15 protein-coding genes are annotated in these 16311 nt (G+C 60.8%); 10 read left to right on the top strand and 5 right to left on the bottom strand.

All coding sequences use genetic code 11. From position 1 onward, the window contains the following. Positions 1 to 249 precede the first annotated feature (249 nt). Positions 250 to 798, top strand: coding sequence for an RNA polymerase factor sigma-70 (locus tag ABIE16_RS04105; RefSeq protein ID WP_057713859.1), 549 nt, complete (start codon positions 250 to 252; stop codon positions 796 to 798). A gap of 131 nt (positions 799 to 929) precedes the next feature. On the opposite strand, the gene ABIE16_RS04100 is transcribed toward ABIE16_RS04105, so the two are convergent. The 3 genes from ABIE16_RS04100 to ABIE16_RS04090 all read right to left on the bottom strand — a co-directional run bounded on the left by ABIE16_RS04100 (position 930) and on the right by ABIE16_RS04090 (position 3558). Further along, positions 930 to 1943, bottom strand: a complete 1014-nt coding sequence (locus tag ABIE16_RS04100; RefSeq protein WP_429520595.1) for a GNAT family N-acetyltransferase — start codon at positions 1941 to 1943, stop codon at positions 930 to 932. A gap of 75 nt (positions 1944 to 2018) precedes the next feature. Continuing rightward, positions 2019 to 2837: a substrate-binding periplasmic protein gene (locus ABIE16_RS04095; protein WP_218494479.1), complete on the bottom strand. Its 819-nt coding sequence runs from the start codon at positions 2835 to 2837 to the stop codon at positions 2019 to 2021. 94 nt (positions 2838 to 2931) lie between these two features. Then, a complete protein-coding gene (locus ABIE16_RS04090; protein ID WP_218494478.1) occupies positions 2932 to 3558 on the bottom strand; it encodes a TetR/AcrR family transcriptional regulator in 627 nt (208 codons plus the stop codon). A gap of 178 nt (positions 3559 to 3736) precedes the next feature. Between ABIE16_RS04090 and ABIE16_RS04085 the strand changes: the two genes are divergently transcribed. The 8 genes from ABIE16_RS04085 to ABIE16_RS04050 all read left to right on the top strand — a co-directional run bounded on the left by ABIE16_RS04085 (position 3737) and on the right by ABIE16_RS04050 (position 13066). Beyond that, a complete protein-coding gene (locus ABIE16_RS04085) occupies positions 3737 to 5539 on the top strand; it encodes an acyclic terpene utilization AtuA family protein (protein WP_218494477.1) in 1803 nt (600 codons plus the stop codon). A gap of 12 nt (positions 5540 to 5551) precedes the next feature. Beyond that, positions 5552 to 6421 carry an SDR family oxidoreductase gene (locus ABIE16_RS04080; RefSeq protein WP_218494476.1) on the top strand — a complete coding sequence of 290 codons (870 nt, stop codon included), beginning with the start codon at positions 5552 to 5554 and terminating at the stop codon, positions 6419 to 6421. A 3-nt stretch (positions 6422 to 6424) separates the two neighbouring features. Beyond that, on the top strand, positions 6425 to 8041 hold the full coding sequence (gene atuC / locus ABIE16_RS04075; RefSeq protein WP_057713853.1) for a geranyl-CoA carboxylase subunit beta: 1617 nt from the start codon (positions 6425 to 6427) through the stop codon (positions 8039 to 8041). Positions 8042 to 8066: 25 nt separating this feature from the next. Next, the gene (gene atuD, locus ABIE16_RS04070; RefSeq protein WP_057713852.1) at positions 8067 to 9224 is read left to right on the top strand and encodes a citronellyl-CoA dehydrogenase; all 1158 of its coding nucleotides are present in this window, start codon (positions 8067 to 8069) and stop codon (positions 9222 to 9224) included. Next, positions 9221 to 10018 carry an enoyl-CoA hydratase/isomerase family protein gene (locus ABIE16_RS04065; RefSeq protein WP_218494475.1) on the top strand — a complete coding sequence of 266 codons (798 nt, stop codon included), beginning with the start codon at positions 9221 to 9223 and terminating at the stop codon, positions 10016 to 10018. The genes atuD and ABIE16_RS04065 overlap by 4 nt, the downstream gene beginning before the upstream one ends. A gap of 119 nt (positions 10019 to 10137) precedes the next feature. Further along, positions 10138 to 12099 (top strand): acetyl-CoA carboxylase biotin carboxylase subunit, encoded by a 1962-nt coding sequence (locus tag ABIE16_RS04060; protein WP_218494474.1) that lies wholly within the window; start codon positions 10138 to 10140, stop codon positions 12097 to 12099. 70 nt (positions 12100 to 12169) lie between these two features. Next, on the top strand, positions 12170 to 12712 hold the full coding sequence (locus tag ABIE16_RS04055) for an exonuclease domain-containing protein (RefSeq protein WP_057713849.1): 543 nt from the start codon (positions 12170 to 12172) through the stop codon (positions 12710 to 12712). 69 nt (positions 12713 to 12781) lie between these two features. Next, complete coding sequence (locus ABIE16_RS04050; protein ID WP_007940055.1) at positions 12782 to 13066, top strand: pyrimidine/purine nucleoside phosphorylase; 285 nt, start codon at positions 12782 to 12784, stop codon at positions 13064 to 13066. A 71-nt stretch (positions 13067 to 13137) separates the two neighbouring features. On the opposite strand, the gene ABIE16_RS04045 is transcribed toward ABIE16_RS04050, so the two are convergent. After that, positions 13138 to 13944 carry an MOSC domain-containing protein gene (locus tag ABIE16_RS04045; protein WP_218494473.1) on the bottom strand — a complete coding sequence of 269 codons (807 nt, stop codon included), beginning with the start codon at positions 13942 to 13944 and terminating at the stop codon, positions 13138 to 13140. A gap of 192 nt (positions 13945 to 14136) precedes the next feature. After that, positions 14137 to 15072, bottom strand: a complete 936-nt coding sequence (locus ABIE16_RS04040) for a chemotaxis protein CheV (protein ID WP_007973464.1) — start codon at positions 15070 to 15072, stop codon at positions 14137 to 14139. Positions 15073 to 15535: 463 nt separating this feature from the next. Here ABIE16_RS04040 and ABIE16_RS04035 point away from each other — a divergent pair, with 463 nt between their 5' ends. Further along, positions 15536 to 16006: a hypothetical protein gene (locus tag ABIE16_RS04035; RefSeq protein ID WP_057713847.1), complete on the top strand. Its 471-nt coding sequence runs from the start codon at positions 15536 to 15538 to the stop codon at positions 16004 to 16006. Positions 16007 to 16311: the final 305 nt, after the last annotated feature.

The raw sequence follows: 16311 nt of genomic DNA, 5'->3' as shown, positions 1-16311 counted from the left end.
GGGTTGCGCTGTGCAATTCACCAATGAGAACGGATGACGTCTGGAAATAATTAGTCGCCAGGCTGGAACGCAAAGCGGACTGAAGTGAGTCAGCGTGTCGCAGTTCTCACTCTTTACCTTTGTAACGCATTAGTTCTTTTTCTCATTTGACAATCATTATCATTAAGCCTAATTTGTCGCTCGATGTGTAGGACGGCCCCCCCGGCTCATTCGCCGTCCCACTAACCTTTTGGCAGCAAGGTGATTTCCATGATGGAACCAGTATCCACAAGCAGGTGCGATACACCGCTACTTCAGGCATTCGTCGACAATCGATTGATTCTGGTGAAGATCGCAGCCCGAATTACCGGTTGCCGCTCACGTGCCGAAGATGTTGTGCAGGATGCATTCTTCCGGCTGCAATCGGCCCCGCCCATCACCAGTTCGATCAAGGCTCAGCTCAGCTACCTGTTCCAGATCGTGCGCAACCTGGCGATCGACCACTACCGCAAACAGGCGCTGGAGCAGAAGTATTCCGGCCCTGAAGAGGAAGGGCTGAATGTGGTGATCCAGGGTGCGTCACCGGAAACGTCGCACATCAATTTCTCGACGCTGGAGCACATCGCCGATGCGTTGACCGAGTTGCCGAGCCGCACCCGCTACGCCTTCGAGATGTACCGCCTGCACGGCGTACCGCAAAAAGATATTGCCAAGGAACTTGGCGTCTCGCCGACCCTGGTGAACTTCATGATCCGTGATGCGCTGGTGCACTGCCGCAAGGTGTCGGGCCAGCGTGGCGATATGGCTGCTCGCCACTAAGTTCTGAAATCTGCATCGCGCCCATCGCGAGCAAGCTCGCTCCCACAGGTTCAGCGCACACAGGAAAATGTAGGAGCGAGCCTGCTCGCGATGGGGCACTCAAGAGCGCCGAAGATATTTAGCCTCAAGCCTCAGGCCAGTGCGCACCGATCAAAAAACCGCTCCCGCCCCAACACCATCAGGGCCGCGCGCTTGTGCGGAAAGTCGAACTCTTTCTCGCAGTGAAAGCGCTGCTCTTGCATGTATCCGATCATCTTCGCGTTATCGGCACGCGGCTCGGCAACCACGCGCTGCGTGCGCGGGTCATCGAGAAACAGATAATGCACCAGCGCCGATAACCAACTCGCCACCTTGTGCGGACCGCGGTGATTTTCTTCGCCCACCAGCATGTGGATGCCACGGTCGTAATCGCCGGCCTCGTAGAACGGCGCGATGCGATCTTCCCTGGCCCAGTAGGCCTCGAAATAAGCGAAGGGCTGATCGTCGAAACAACCGATCAGCGTCAGCGTGTGCGGGTCGGCTTCGAGTTTGCTCAGGTATTGGCGATGCTGTTCGAGGCTGCCCTCCTCCTGCCAGAAACTCGCGACACGCGGGCTGTTCTGCCAACGATTGAAGCGCACCAGGTCTTGCTCGATGTCCAGCGTGCGCAGGGAAACCCGAGCACCCAGCCGTGCATCGAAGCGTTGATACACTTCACCACGGGGTTTGACCGGCCGCCGTGGATGACGCTTGCCGTCGGTGATGAGCATTTGCTGCGGGTAGCTGCCGGTCAGGGAATGCCCCAGCCAAGGCTGCGGCAACTGCCAGAACAAGGTTCGCTCGCAGTGATACTGGCCGTTGACGGGAGTCGGAATCAGCAGACCGCTGAACACGGCTTCGTCCGGCACCTCCTGCAGTTGCCAGACCAGGCGCTGACAGTCGGGGTTGCGAGCGAACAGCCAGTAACAGGCCGCCCACAATGCCTGTCCTTCAGGGCGACTGAAACGCTCCTCCAGTTGCACGTGCAACTCGGGGCCACGATTCAGCCGCAGGGCAGGCAACGGTTGCCCTTCCAGACTGAGGCTCAGGCGGCAATCGGTTTCATCAGCGGCAAGACGACTGCCTGTCGGCAGACACAGGGCAGTCAGGTCATTGAGATTGGGCATGGGTCGGGCTCACGATAGTCGTCGACAGTTCAACGAAGTGACGTGAGCCAGGGCGGGAAATTTAGCCAAAGACCGTCAATTGGCAACTTGTGGCGCCGCTGCGTTGCGCCGGACCGGCACCAGGGCAATCTTGTACGGATCGAAAATCCTCAGCATCTGGCCATTGTCCCGCAAACCTTGCAGCACCTTGGCGAATGCCTCGCCGCTGATGGGAGCCGTCGGACGCAGGATGGCGTAATGGTGATAGACCTGATCGATGCGTTGGGACGCCAGCAACTCGCCGGCGACTTTTTCATTGCGCAGGAAGTAGTCGCTCAGGTACGAACGCGTGACCAGGGCGATGTCGGCCCGGCCGCGCAATACCATCAGCAGATTGCTGTCATGGGAATAGGTCAGCGTGGCGTTGTAGTTTTTCGCGAGGTACAGGGGGTCGGCATTGAAATTGGCGAACTCGTAGTGATAGCCGCTGAACAGCGCCAGGCGCTTGCCGTTCAGGTCGGCGAAATAGCTTTGCTGTCGATCGGGCAGGCGTTGCGCGACAAAAATTTCGGCGTCCTCCAGCCCCATGTCGACGGCTGTGTGGGGGATCTCTTCCCAACCCCAGGCGGGATTTTCGAAGATGGCCATGTCGACCCGGCCCTGCTTGAAATCACCGAAGCGCCGGGGAATGGAAGTGGGCACCAGGACAAACTGGTAGTCAGTTTGCGATGCGTTCAGGGCCTCGACCAGTTGCGGCAGCAACCCGGTATCGGCCCCGGATTCCGGGCGCACGGTGTAGGGCGGAAAGTGCGCGGCACCGATGCGCACCAGTTGCGCAGCCTGGGACGGCATCATCGTTGACGCCGCAAGCATCGTCAGCAAAAGCCGCGAGGCTGACCGAATTGGCGAACCCATCAAAACGTCCCCACTCCCCTAATAAAACGGTACCAATGCATTCAAGCTAGGCGGTTTTGTCCAGTTAGCCAGTTTAATGCTGGCCAACACAAGCTTATTGCCGGTCTTCCAGCACCAGAATCAACGCCTCATCGGCCAACTGATCGAGACTCATGCTGCCATCGGCGCGAAACCAGGTGGTGGTCCAGGACAATGCGCCAGTCAGGAAGCGTCGGGTGATGAACACATCGCCGCGGATAAACCCGGCGGTCTTGGCTTCGCCCAGTACTTGCAGCCAGATGTCTTCGTAGATGTCCCGCAGCGCCAGGACCTTGGCCTGGCCCTCTTCGGACAGCGAGCGCCATTCGTAGACCAGCACGGCCATGGCCTCGCCGCTACCGCCCATGATCGACTGCAATTCACACCGGATCAGCGCCAGAACCTGCTCACGCACATTGCCGGCCTCGGCGATGGCCGCACGCATCAACGCAGTGTTGTAGCGTATGGTTTCTTCCATCACGGCGCGCAGGATTTCGTCCTTGCTCTTGAAGTGATGGAAAATGCTCCCGGACTGAATGCCCACGGCGCCGGCCAGGTCGCGCACGGTCGTGCGCTCATAGCCTTTATTGCGGAACAGGTGGGCCGCCACTTGCAGCAATTTGCCACGGGCGCTGTCCGGGTCGGTCAATTGGCCGTCGTCCACCAATTGGCGCATCACCCTCAGGGCTTTTTGCTCGTCCACCCGTTCTCTCCTACAGTCGTTCAATCAATAACGCCGATCCCCCCGAAAACAACGGGGTTGCGCGGGCAATTTAAGCGCATGGATGCAACCAAGCAAGCGCTTGGGCAGAAGATAATCAAGTCATTTACAAACCAAGCGCTTGCTTGGTAATGTCGACACACTTCGGTTGGAGGTGGCTATGGAATGGACTGCGCCTGAAACAATTCGCATCGGTTGTGCCAGCGCCTTCTGGGGCGATACCTCGACCGCTGCCGCGCAACTGGTGGAACACGGGCATCTGGACTATCTGGTCTTCGATTACCTGGCCGAAATCACCCTGTCGATCATGGCCGGCGCGCGGATGAAAGATCCCCAGGCCGGCTATGCGGGCGACTTCATCGAAGTGCTCGCGCCCTTGCTGGGGCAACTCGCGCAGCAAAACATCCGGGTCATCAGTAATGCCGGCGGGGTCAACCCCCAAGCCTGCGCCGCCGCCCTGCAAGCGGCCTGCGACAAGGCTGGGGTAGCGCTGAAGATCGCCGTACTGCTGGGTGATGACCTGCAGCCGCAATTCAAAAAGCCGGGCAACCTGGGCATTCATGAAATGTTCAGCGGCGCGCCCCTGCCATCGATGTGCGTCTCGACCAACGCCTACCTCGGCGCACCCGGCATTGTCGAAGCCCTGCGCCTGGGGGCGGACATCGTGATCACCGGGCGGGTGGTCGACAGTGCGGTGGTCAGCGCCGCGCTGGTGCATGAGTTCGGTTGGTCGTGGCACGACTATGACAAGCTCGCCCAGGCGGCATTGGCCGGGCACATCATCGAATGCGGCGCCCAGTGCACGGGCGGCAACTTCACCGACTGGCGCGACGTGCCCGACTACGAACACATCGGTTTTCCCATCGTCGAAGTCAGCGCCGACAGCCAGTTCATCGTCAGCAAACCCGAAGGTACGGGCGGGCTGGTCACGCCGCTGACGGTGGGCGAACAGATGCTGTACGAAATCGGTGACCCGCGCGCGTATCTGCTGCCCGACGTGGTGTGCGATTTCACTCAGGTCAAACTGCTGCAACAAGGCAAGAACGCGGTGCAGGTGCACGGCGCCAAAGGCTTGCCGCCGACGGCTCAATACAAAGTCAGCGCCACATACCCCGATGGTTTTCGCTGCACCGCCAGTTGCCTGATCGCCGGCATCGATGCCGTCGCCAAGGCGCGGCGTGTCGGCGATGCGATCATCAACAAGACCTCGGAAATGTTCCGCCAGCGCGGCTGGGCACCGTACAGCGACGTGAGTATCGAGTTGCTGGGCAGCGAGGCCACCTACGGCCCCCATGGCCAGCGTCAGGACAGCCGCGAAGTGGTGATCAAACTCGCGGTGCGCCATCCGGACAAGCAGGCTTTGATCGTGTTCTCCCGGGAAATCGCCCAGGCCGCCACCGGCATGGCGCCGGGGCTGACCGGCATTGTCGGTGGCCGGCCGACGGTGTATCCGCTGATCCGGCTGTTCTCGTTCCTGATCGACAAAACCGCCTGCACGCTGGACATTGATTTCATGGGCCAGCGCCACCCGTGTGCCCTGCCCGCCCTCGATGTGCTCGACCCGCTGGACCTGCCAGCCCCGCTCGCCCCGCCGAAACCGCTTGGCCTGGCCGACGCCAGCGTGGCCCTGGTCAAACTGGCGGTCGCCCGCTCGGGCGACAAGGGCAACCACAGCAACATCGGCGTCATGGCCCGCGAGCCGGAGTTCCTGCCATGGATCGCCGAAGCCCTGACCCCGGAAGTGATCGTCGACTGGATGGGCCACGTCCTCGATCCAATCCACGGACGGGTTGAGCGCTGGTACTTGCCCGCCAGCCACAGCCTGAATTTCCTGCTGGAAAACGCCCTCGGCGGCGGCGGTGTCGCCAGCCTGCGAATCGATCCGCAAGGCAAGGCCTTCGCCCAGCAGCTGCTGGAAATCCAGATCCCGGTGCCGCAGCGCATCGCCGACCAGTTCAACTAGAGGATTGCCGCCATGGCCTACGATTCGATTTTCAAAGCCGATTTGTTTGCTGGCCAAAACATCATCGTCACCGGTGGCGGCAGTGGCATCGGCCGCTGTACTGCCCACGAACTGGCGGCCCTCGGCGCCCATGTGCTGCTGGTCGGGCGCAATGCCGACAAGCTGAAAACCGTTGCGGCGGAGATCGCCGACGACGGCGGCAAGGCCGACTGGAGCACCTGTGATATCCGCGAGGAAGAAGCGGTGACGCATCTGGTCAGCGAGCTTATCCGCAAGCACGGTCCGATCCACGGCCTGGTCAACAATGCTGGCGGGCAATACCCCTCGCCCCTGGCCTCGATTAATCAGAAGGGTTTCGAAACCGTGATGCGTACCAATCTGGTGGGCGGCTTCCTGATGGCCCGGGAAGTGTTCAACCAGTCCATGAGCAAGCACGGCGGGGCCATCGTCAACATGCTCGCCGACATGTGGGGCGGCATGCCCGGCATGGGCCACTCCGGCGCGGCACGTTCGGGCATGGACAACCTGACCAAGACCGCCGCGTACGAATGGGGTCATGCCGGGGTGCGGGTCAATGCCGTGGCGCCGGGCTGGATTGCCTCCAGCGGCATGGACACCTACGAAGGCGCCTTCAAGGCCGTGATCCCGACCCTGCGCGAACACGTGCCGCTCAAGCGCATCGGCACCGAATCGGAAGTCAGCGCGGCGATAGTTTTCCTGCTCAGCCCGGCAGCGGCGTTTGTCAGCGGCAGCACCTTGCGCATCGACGGCGCCGCCAGCCTCGGCGGCCGCGCCTGGCCGATCCACAAGGCGACCAACAGCGAGTCGTACAACGGTTTCCACCGCGCGTACATACCAGACGTGTTGAAGGAAAAGGAATAACCCATGCCGGTGATTCAGTCGCAACTCGACCCCCACAGCGAGTCGTTCGCCCAGAACCGTGCGGCGATGCTGAGCGCCATCGAACAAGTTCGCGTGCTCGAACAGAACCTGCTGAACAAGGCCGCCGAAGCCAGGCCAAAGTTCGAAAAACGCGGCCAATTGTTGCCTCGCGAGCGCCTCAACCTGCTGCTGGACCCCGGCGCACCGTTTCTCGAACTGGCCAGCCTGGCCGGCTACAAGCTGCACGACGACAAGGATGGCAGCTCCGCCGGTGGCGGCTTGATCGCCGGTATCGGCTACGTGTCCGGCGTGCGCGTACTGGTGGTGGCGAACAACAGCGCGATCAGGGGCGGGACCATCTCCCCCAGCGGCTTGAAGAAATCCCTGCGCCTGCAACAGATCGCCATGGAAAACAAACTGCCAGTGATCACCCTCGCCGAAAGCGGCGGCGCCAACCTCAATTACGCGGCGGAAATTTTCGTCGAAGGCGCGCGCAGCTTTGCCAATCAGGCGCGGATGTCGGCCATGGGGTTGCCGCAGGTCACCGTGGTGCACGGCTCCGCCACGGCGGGTGGTGCCTATCAGCCGGGGCTGTCGGATTACGTGGTGGTGGTGCGTGGCAAGGCCAAGCTGTTTCTCGCCGGCCCGCCACTGCTCAAAGCCGCCACCGGCGAAGTCGCCACCGATGAAGAATTGGGCGGTGCCGAGATGCACGCACAAACCGCCGGCACCGCCGAATACCTGGCTGAAAACGACGCCGATGGCGTGCGACAGGTACGCGAGATTATCAGCCTGTTGCCGTGGAACGAACAGTTGCCTCCACTCCCCGAACGTCGCTGGGAGGAGCCGCTCTACCCCATCGACGAACTGCTGGGCCTGATCCCGGATGATCCGAAAAAACCCTACGACGCGCGCGAAATCATCGCCCGCCTCGCCGACGCTTCGAACTTTCTTGAATTCAAGGGCGAATTCGATCAGCAGACTCTGTGCGGTCATCTGAAAATTCAGGGCCGCGCCTGTGGCTTCATCGGCAACAACGGCCCGATCACGCCAAAAGGCGCGAGCAAGGCCGCACAGTTCATCCAGCTGTGCGACCAGAGCCAGACGCCGCTACTGTTTTTCCACAACACCACCGGGTTCATGGTCGGCACCGAATCGGAACAGCAAGGCGTGATCAAGCACGGCGCGAAGATGATTCAGGCGGTGGCCAACGCCCGGGTGCCGAAGCTGACCATCGTGGTTGGCGGCTCCTACGGCGCGGGCAACTATGCGATGTGCGGTCGCGGTCTTGACCCGCGTTTCATCTTCGCCTGGCCCAACAGCCGTACCGCCGTGATGGGCGGCGCGCAAGCGGGCAAGGTGCTGCGCATCGTCACCGAGGCCAAACAGGCCAAGGACGGCCTGGTGCCCGATCCGAAAATGCTCGACATGCTCGAACAGGTCACCGCGCAGAAACTCGACAGCCAGTCCACGGCGCTCTATGGCAGCGCCAACCTCTGGGACGATGGTTTGATCGACCCGCGCGATACCCGGACCTTGCTGGGTTACTTGCTGGATATCTGTCACGAGGCCGAGGTGCGGCCATTGCAAGCCAACAGTTTCGGTGTGGCGCGGTTCTAAGCCGACTATCAGGAGAACAATAAAAATGATCTTCACCCAGGAACACGAAGCACTGCGCCGCACCGTTCGCCAGTTCGTCGAGCACGAGATCAACCCGCATGTCGAGGAATGGGAAAAGGCCGGGCGCTTCCCCATCCACGATATCTTCCGCAAGGCCGGCGACCTCGGATTGCTGGGTATTTCGAAGCCGGAAAAATTCGGCGGCATGGGGCTCGACTACAGCTATTCGATCGTCGCCGCCGAAGAGTTCGGCACCATCCATTGCGGTGGCATTCCGATGTCCATCGGCGTGCAGACCGACATGTGCACGCCTGCGCTGGCCCGGTTCGGTTCCGATGAACTGCGCGAGGAATTCCTGCGCCCGGCCATCAGCGGTGAGCAGGTCGGCTGCATCGGCGTCTCCGAAGTCGGCGCCGGCTCTGACGTTGCCGGGCTTAAAACCACGGCGCGCAAGGACGGCGACGACTACGTGATCAACGGCAGCAAGATGTGGATCACCAACTCGCCGAGCGCCGACTTTATCTGCCTGCTGGCCAACACCTCGGACGACAAACCGCACATCAACAAGTCGCTGATCATGGTGCCGATGAACACACCGGGCATCAGCTTGAGCTCGCACCTGGACAAGCTCGGCATGCGCAGCTCGGAAACCGCCCAGGTGTTTTTCGACAACGTGCGTGTACCGCAGCGCAACCGCATTGGTCATGAAGGCGCGGGGTTCATGATGCAGATGCTGCAGTTCCAGGAGGAACGCCTGTTCGGCGCGGCCAACATGATCAAGGGCCTGGAGTACTGCGTCGACAGCACCATCGAATACTGCAAGGAGCGCAAAACCTTCGGCAACGCGCTGATCGACAATCAGGTGATCCACTTCCGCCTGGCGGAACTGCAAACCGAAATCGAATGCCTGCGGGCGCTGGTCTATCAGGCCACCGAGCAATACATCAAAGGCCAGGACGTCACGCGCCTGGCCTCCATGGCCAAGCTCAAGGCCGGGCGGCTGGGCCGCGAAGTCAGTGACAGTTGCCTGCAATACTGGGGCGGCATGGGCTTCATGTGGGACAACCCGGTAGCCCGGGCTTACCGCGATGTACGGCTGGTGTCGATCGGCGGCGGCGCCGACGAAATCATGCTGGGAATCATCTGCAAACTCATGGGCATTCTGCCGGGGAAAAAGAAATGAACAGCCTGCCGGTTTGCCAGACTTTGCTGCTGGAGCTGCACAACGGCGTGTTGCACATCACCCTCAACCGCCCCGAAAGCCGCAATGCGATGAGCTTGCAAATGGTCGCCGAGTTGCGCTCGGTGCTGGCCGCGGTACGCGATAAACCAGGGGTTCGCGCACTGGTGATCGGCGGCGTCGGCGGGCACTTCTGTGCCGGCGGTGACATCAAGGACATGGCCAACGCCCGCGCTCAAGGCCCAACTGCGCACCGGGATCTGAACCGGGTGTTCGGCGCGCTATTGCAAGAAGTGCAACACGCTCCGCAAGTGGTGATTACCGTGCTGCAGGGCGCGGTGCTCGGCGGCGGTCTCGGCCTGGCCTGCGTCAGCGATATCGCCCTGGCCGATCACCAGGCGCAATTCGGCCTGCCGGAAACCAGCCTCGGCCTGTTGCCGGCCCAGATCGTACCGTTCGTGGTGCAACGCATCGGCTTGACCCAGACCCGGCGCCTGGCCCTGACGGCGGCGCGTTTTGATGGCCACCAGGCACGGCGCATGGGCCTGGTGCATTTTGTCGAACATGATCCGCAGGCCCTGGCCGAGCGTCTCGATGAGGTGTTGGCCCATGTGTTGTGTTGCGCGCCGGGGGCGAATGCGGCGACCAAGAAACTCTTGCTCGCAAGTGCGGGTCAGCCCTCCGATGCCCTACTGGATCAGGCTGCCGAATGGTTCAGCGAAGCGGTGACCGGAGCCGAAGGCATCGAGGGAACGATGGCCTTCGTGCAAAAACGCAAACCGGGGTGGGCCTCCTGAAAAGCATCGCGAGCAAGCTCGCTCCCACCTTGGATTTATGTCGTTTATAAACCCTGTGGGAGCGAGCTTGCTCGCGATGAGGCCCGACCAGACACCGCTAAAAATCAGAGAGCCTACCCATGCCCGGACTCAAAAAAATCCTCATCGCCAACCGCGGTGAAATCGCCTGCCGCATCCAGCGCACGGCCCAGGCGCTGGGCTATCGCACGGTCGCCGTGTTCAGCGACGCTGACGCCGATGCACTGCACGTGCGGATAGCCGACGAGGCGGTCAACATCGGTCCGGCCCCGGTGCAACAGTCTTACCTGAACATCCAGGCCATCCTCGACGCAGCCCGGCGCACGGGCGCGGATGCGATCCATCCGGGCTACGGTTTCCTCTCGGAAAACGCCGGGTTTGCCCTCGCGTGCAGGGACGCTGGGATCACCTTCATCGGCCCCAGCCCCGAGGCCATTGAACTGATGGGCAGCAAGCGCCTGTCGAAAATCGCCATGATCGAAGCCGGTGTGCCGTGCATCAACGGCTATCAAGGCGCCGGGCAGGATGATGCCACCCTGGGCCGTGAAGCCGAGCGCATCGGCTATCCGTTGATGATCAAGGCCAGCGCCGGCGGCGGGGGACGCGGTATGCGCCTGGTGCACGACGCCAGCGACTTGCTGGAACAGATTCGCACCGCGCGCTCCGAAGCCCTGAACGCTTTTGGCAGCGGTGAACTGATCCTCGAACAGGCACTGGTCGAACCCCGTCACGTCGAGGTCCAGCTGTTCGGTGACCGGCATGGCAACCTGATTTACCTCGGCGAGCGTGATTGTTCAGTGCAACGCCGGCATCAGAAAGTCATCGAGGAAGCGCCCTGCCCGGTGATGACCGCCGAGCTGCGCCAGGCCATGGGCGAAGCGGCGCTCAAGGCCGGGCGAGCGGTAAAGTACGTCGGCGCGGGCACCGTGGAGTTTCTGCTGGATGCGCGCGGGCAGTTCTACTTCCTGGAGATGAACACCCGGCTGCAAGTGGAGCACCCGGTGACCGAACTGATCACCGGGCTGGATCTGGTGGCCTGGCAGTTGAGCATCGCCGAAGGGCAACCGCTGCCTTTGCGTCAGGAACAGGTGCAACTCACGGGCCACGCCATGGAAGTGCGCCTGTATGCCGAAGACCCGGCCCAGAGTTTCCTGCCGCAAACCGGGCGCGTCGTGGCCTGGGAACCGGCATTGCAGGACGGCGTGCGGATCGACCACGGCCTGATCGAAGGCCAGGTCATCAGCCCTTTCTACGACCCGATGCTCGGCAAGCTCATCGCTCACGGTGCCACCCGCGAAGAAGCCCGTCGCAAATTGTTGCGGGCGGTCCAAGACAGCGTGCTGCTGGGGCTGAAAAGCAATCAACGCCTGCTTGCCAGCCTGCTGGAACATCCGAAGTTCGCCAGCGGTGATTTCAGTACCGGGTTCATCGCGCAGCACTTCACCGATCACACCTGCCTGCATCCCGAAACCCCTGGCGCGCACCACTTGGCCATTGCCGCCGCCCTGTTCTATCAGGCTGCGGCGCAGGCTCACCTGTCCCCGCTTGGCGGTTGGCGCAACAACGCCAGCGTGCCGCTGCACTATCGCATCGGCCTTGAGGATCAGGACTGGCCGGTAGCGTTGCAGGCGATCCCGGGCGAGCCGTTACGCATTCAAGTCGCCGAGCGCAGCCTCGAACTGAAGATCATCCACAGCGACGGACGCTGGGCCACCCTGGAAATCGAAGGCGTTCGCCAACGCCACGCTTATCGCCTGGAGGCCGGGCGTCTCTGGCTGTTTACCCGACCGGGCAGTCTGCAGTTCGTGGATCGCACCCAGGCGCAGGTTACCGGCCAGGCCAGTGTCAGCTCCGGCACCCTCAAGGCACCGATGGACGGGGCGATTGTCGACGTCCTGGTCAACGAAGGCAGCCAGGTGACCAAGGGCCAACTGCTGGTGGTACTGGAGGCGATGAAAATGGAGCACCCATTGAAATCGGGAATCGACGGTGTTCTCAAGCGCTTGCAAGTCAAAGTCGGGGATCAGGTGAAAAACCGGCAGATTCTATTGGAGGTCGAATAAGGCGCTAGGCGGAACCGCCGGGTTTGGCTACGCTCAAAGCTATCAGGACGCGGATACCAGGAACCCTGCAATGCCTCATTGGCTGGTCATTGATCTGGAGGCCACCACCGATGAGGGTGGATGGCCCGTAACAGATATGGAAATCATTGAAATCGGCGCCACTCTGGTGGACCGCAAGGGGCGTGAACTGGACCAGTTCCAGCGCTTCGTCCGCCCTGTTCGGCGGCCGTTGCTGACGCCGTTTTGCCGCGAGCTGACGCACATCACCCAAGCCAACATCGATGCCGCGCAACCGCTGGGCGAAGTCTGGCCGGCGTTCGAACGCTGGCTCGGCCAACACCACACGCGACTTGAGGGCTGGGCCAGTTGGGGCGATTACGATCGCAAACAACTGCTTCAGGATTGGCAGCAACTGGGACTCGCCAGCATGCTGGCCAACGTACCGCACATGAACCTCAAACAGCGTTTTGCCAAGGCCAGGCGCCTGGAACGTCCGTTGGGATTAAACGGCGCGTTGCAACTGGCCGGCTTGCAGTTCAACGGCCAACAACACCGGGCGCTGGAAGATGCGCGCAATACCGCACGCCTGCTGCCGCTGGTTCTGCCGCTTTAGACAGGTGACGACGCCAAGGGCCTTGTGCATACTGGCCGGCCCTTTTTAGCCCTTTTCGAGGAATCGCCCATGTTTAAAGTCAACGAGTACTTCGACGGCACCGTCAAGTCGATCGCCTTTGGCACCGCAGAAGGTCCAGCGACCATCGGCGTCATGGCTCCGGGCGAGTACGAATTCGGCACCAGCCAGCGTGAAATCATGCACGTGGTCAGCGGCGCATTGACCGTCAAACTGCCCGACAGCAGCGACTGGGAAACCTTCGCCGCCGGCAGCCAGTTCAACGTGCCGGCCAACAGCAAGTTCCAGCTGAAAGTCGCCGTCGACACCGCTTACCTGTGCGAATACCGCGGCTAAAACCCGCAGGCTTCACTGCAATAAAAAATGCCCGTGTTTTTCGACACGGGCATTTTTTATTCTGCGCAAAATTACTCGAGGATCTCCACCGGCATGCCGACTTCGAGTCGTCCGTTGCCGTCGTTGACCAGGTTCTGGCCGAACATTGCACCGTCTGCCTGCGAGCGATACTTCTGCAAGGTGGCCAAGGGTTCGCGATCATCGCTGCGCTCCCCGGTTTGCGGGTCAATGGTGGTCAGGATGCAGCGTGAACAGGACTTGACCACGCGGAACTCGACCTCGCCGATACGGATACGCTTCCAGCCGTCCTCGGCGAAGGCTGCACTGCCTTCGATCACCAGGTTCGGCCGGAAACGCAGCATCTCCAACGGACGCCCGACCCGTTGCGACAAGTCCTCGAGGGAGGCCTGACCAATCAGCAACAGCGGATAGCCGTCGGCGAACGCCACCTGGTCGTCATCCTTGCCGTAACCCGCCTCGGTAGTACGCGCACGCTCCAGTGGCACTTGCACCAGACGCGTCGGTTTACCGATGAACTCACTGACCCAGGCACCTGCCGCGTCGCCAGCATCCGGCACACGCAAGGTGTCGCGCCAGATGGTCACGCCACGCAGTTGTGCATCGCTACCGGGCAAGGCAATGTCGATCGGCGAATGGCCGGGCGCGCTGAGGGTCAAGCCACCTTCGGCATTCCACAGCGCCGACAACTGGCTCATCTGCGCCACCGCACGCTGGGTCAGGAAACGCCCGCTGGCCTCATCCACCAGCATCCAGCGTCGATCGCCGTCCAGCCCCAGCTTGTCGAGGCCGACTTGCTGCAAGACCTCGCCTTTGCCGGATTTCAACGGATAACGATACAGCGCGCTCAGACGCAACATGGCCAGCTCCCTGGTAGGTAAAAACGCCACCCTATACGAGCTTGGTCAGCGAATCAAAGTGCAAAAACCCTGCAGGAGCGAGCTCGCTCGCGAAAAACCCAAGGACGCCGCTGGGCTCCGGTTTACGCGTTATCGTTCAAGACCATCGCGAGCGAGCTCGCTCCTACATCCTACAGGTTGACCATGGCCTGATCAGGCCGGTACTTCGTCGAGCATCAAACGCTGGCGCACCACGTCGACGAGTTTGTCCGGCTGGAATTTGGAGAGGAAATTGTCGCAGCCGACCTTCTTCACCATCGAGTCGTTGAAGCTGCCGGACAGCGAGGTGTGCAGCACCACGTACAAGCCGCGCAGGCGCGGGTCGTTACGGATCTCGGTGGTCAGGCGATAGCCATCCATTTCCGGCATTTCCGCATCGGTGAAGACCATCAGCAGTTTTTCGGTCATGTCCACGCCGGTATCAGCCCAGGCCTTGAGCATGTTCAAGGCCTTCAACCCGTCGCTGGCAATATGCATCTTCACGCCCAGCTGTCCCAGGGTATCGCGCAATTGCGCCAGGGCCACGTTCGAGTCATCCACCAGCAGCACCTCACGGCCACGGGCGCGTTCCAGCACCGGATCTTCGAGCTTGTCGCGGGAGACTTTGGCGTTGTACGGGACGATTTCGGCCAGAACCTTTTCGACGTCGATGATTTCCACCAGTTGATCATCGACCTTGCTGATGGCCGTCAGGTAGTGCTGGCGGCCGGCGCTGCTCGGGGGCGGCAGGATGGCTTCCCAGTTCATGTTGACGATCCGGTCCACGCCACCGACCAGGAAGGCCTGAACCGAACGGTTGTATTCGGTGACGATAATCGTGCTGCCAGGCCCCGGCACCAGCGGGCGCATGCCAATGGCCTGGGAAAGGTCGATCACCGGCAGGGTCTGGCCACGCAGGTTGACCACGCCGCACACAAAAGGATGCCGCTGCGGCATCAGCGTCAACTTTGGCAGCTGCAGGACTTCCTGTACTTTAAAGACGTTGATCGCGAACAATTGCCGTCCGGCGAGCCGGAACATGAGAATTTCCAGGCGATTCTCACCCACCAGTTGCGTGCGTTGGTCTACCGTGTCGAGAATGCCGGCCATCAATGACTCCAGGTCTTGTTCGGATGAATTCACTCAAGGAAGGTTATCGGCTGTTTTTGCCGAAGCTTGACTCTCTCTAAAATGCCACGCCCAGCCATTGATGTCACATTAACATCATGCTTTACTGGCGCGGTGATTACATCTGCTGCACTTCTGCGCCCCGCGACCATTGTTCGAGCGAAAAGTTCCACTGCGTAAGGGATTCCCCTATCAATAATCAGGCGCAACCTGATATTCGCAATATCCGATAGCCATTAATGTGACGCCATTCTCATTGCATGAACGGAGTCAGGCTTTTGTGTGCGATCGCAAGTCAGTGGCCAACCACCCTCTCGTGTTCCCCAGCCTGCTTCCGGGCCAGCCGCTACTCGTTCATCCGACGACTCGGTAATGCCGGAGTTCCGACCGCCCTCGTCGACACACACGATATCCCCTCATTTGACATGACGTTGTGGAGATAAGTATGCCGAACGACCGTAAAGAGTGGGCCCAGCGTCTCACGGGGTTTCTTGTCGAGGCTGAAACACTCCTGGCTAAAACCGAGGAATGCCTGAGTCATCTGCAGTTGATCAGCAATGACAAGGACGCCATCGACTGTTTGCTCAGCACACTGCTCAAGCTGGCCAACAAGGCTGATGCCCTGGCGTTGGCGGCCGTGTCTGAATTTTCTCTGCATATTCATGGCCTGCTCAACCACGCACAGAACACCATGTGTCTGCACGACGAGGCGCTGAGTGCCCTGAAAGACTGCCTGACCCTGGTTGCCTGGCAACTCGAGCTCATCGACCAGACCACCGGACAGCTCAGTCTCGACGACAGCGAGCAGGTCACCCTGATCGAAGCCTTTGCCTTTCAGGTCGGGCAAAGCCGGTTTCAACCACCTGTCAACTCCAGGCCCTTCACCCTCGTATCCTATTCAGAGCGACAGGCCTGAACTTGCCAAACCATGCCGCATGGCGTGTTTTGGTTATCAATACCGCGCTGTAACTTGAGTGCGCACATGTCGCAAATGAATATTTCGTAGCTATAAGCGACGCATTTAAACAACCGGCATTTTTCGACGGTAACAACCCACTTGTTCCATTATGGAAGCATCGTCAAAACGACTGGATTCCTGACTTTTCGGACATACATACGGACGCGACCAACGGTATCTTAAGTGCTACTATGCCGCCTGTTAGTTGACGCCAATTAATGGCAGTGTGATCGCAGCCGAATACAGCTCGCTGCAGTTCGCAG

It is taken from the genome of Pseudomonas sp. 2725, from assembly GCF_050434585.1.
Lineage (GTDB): Bacteria > Pseudomonadota > Gammaproteobacteria > Pseudomonadales > Pseudomonadaceae > Aquipseudomonas > Aquipseudomonas jessenii.
This window is presented reverse-complemented; position numbering and strand designations above follow the sequence as displayed.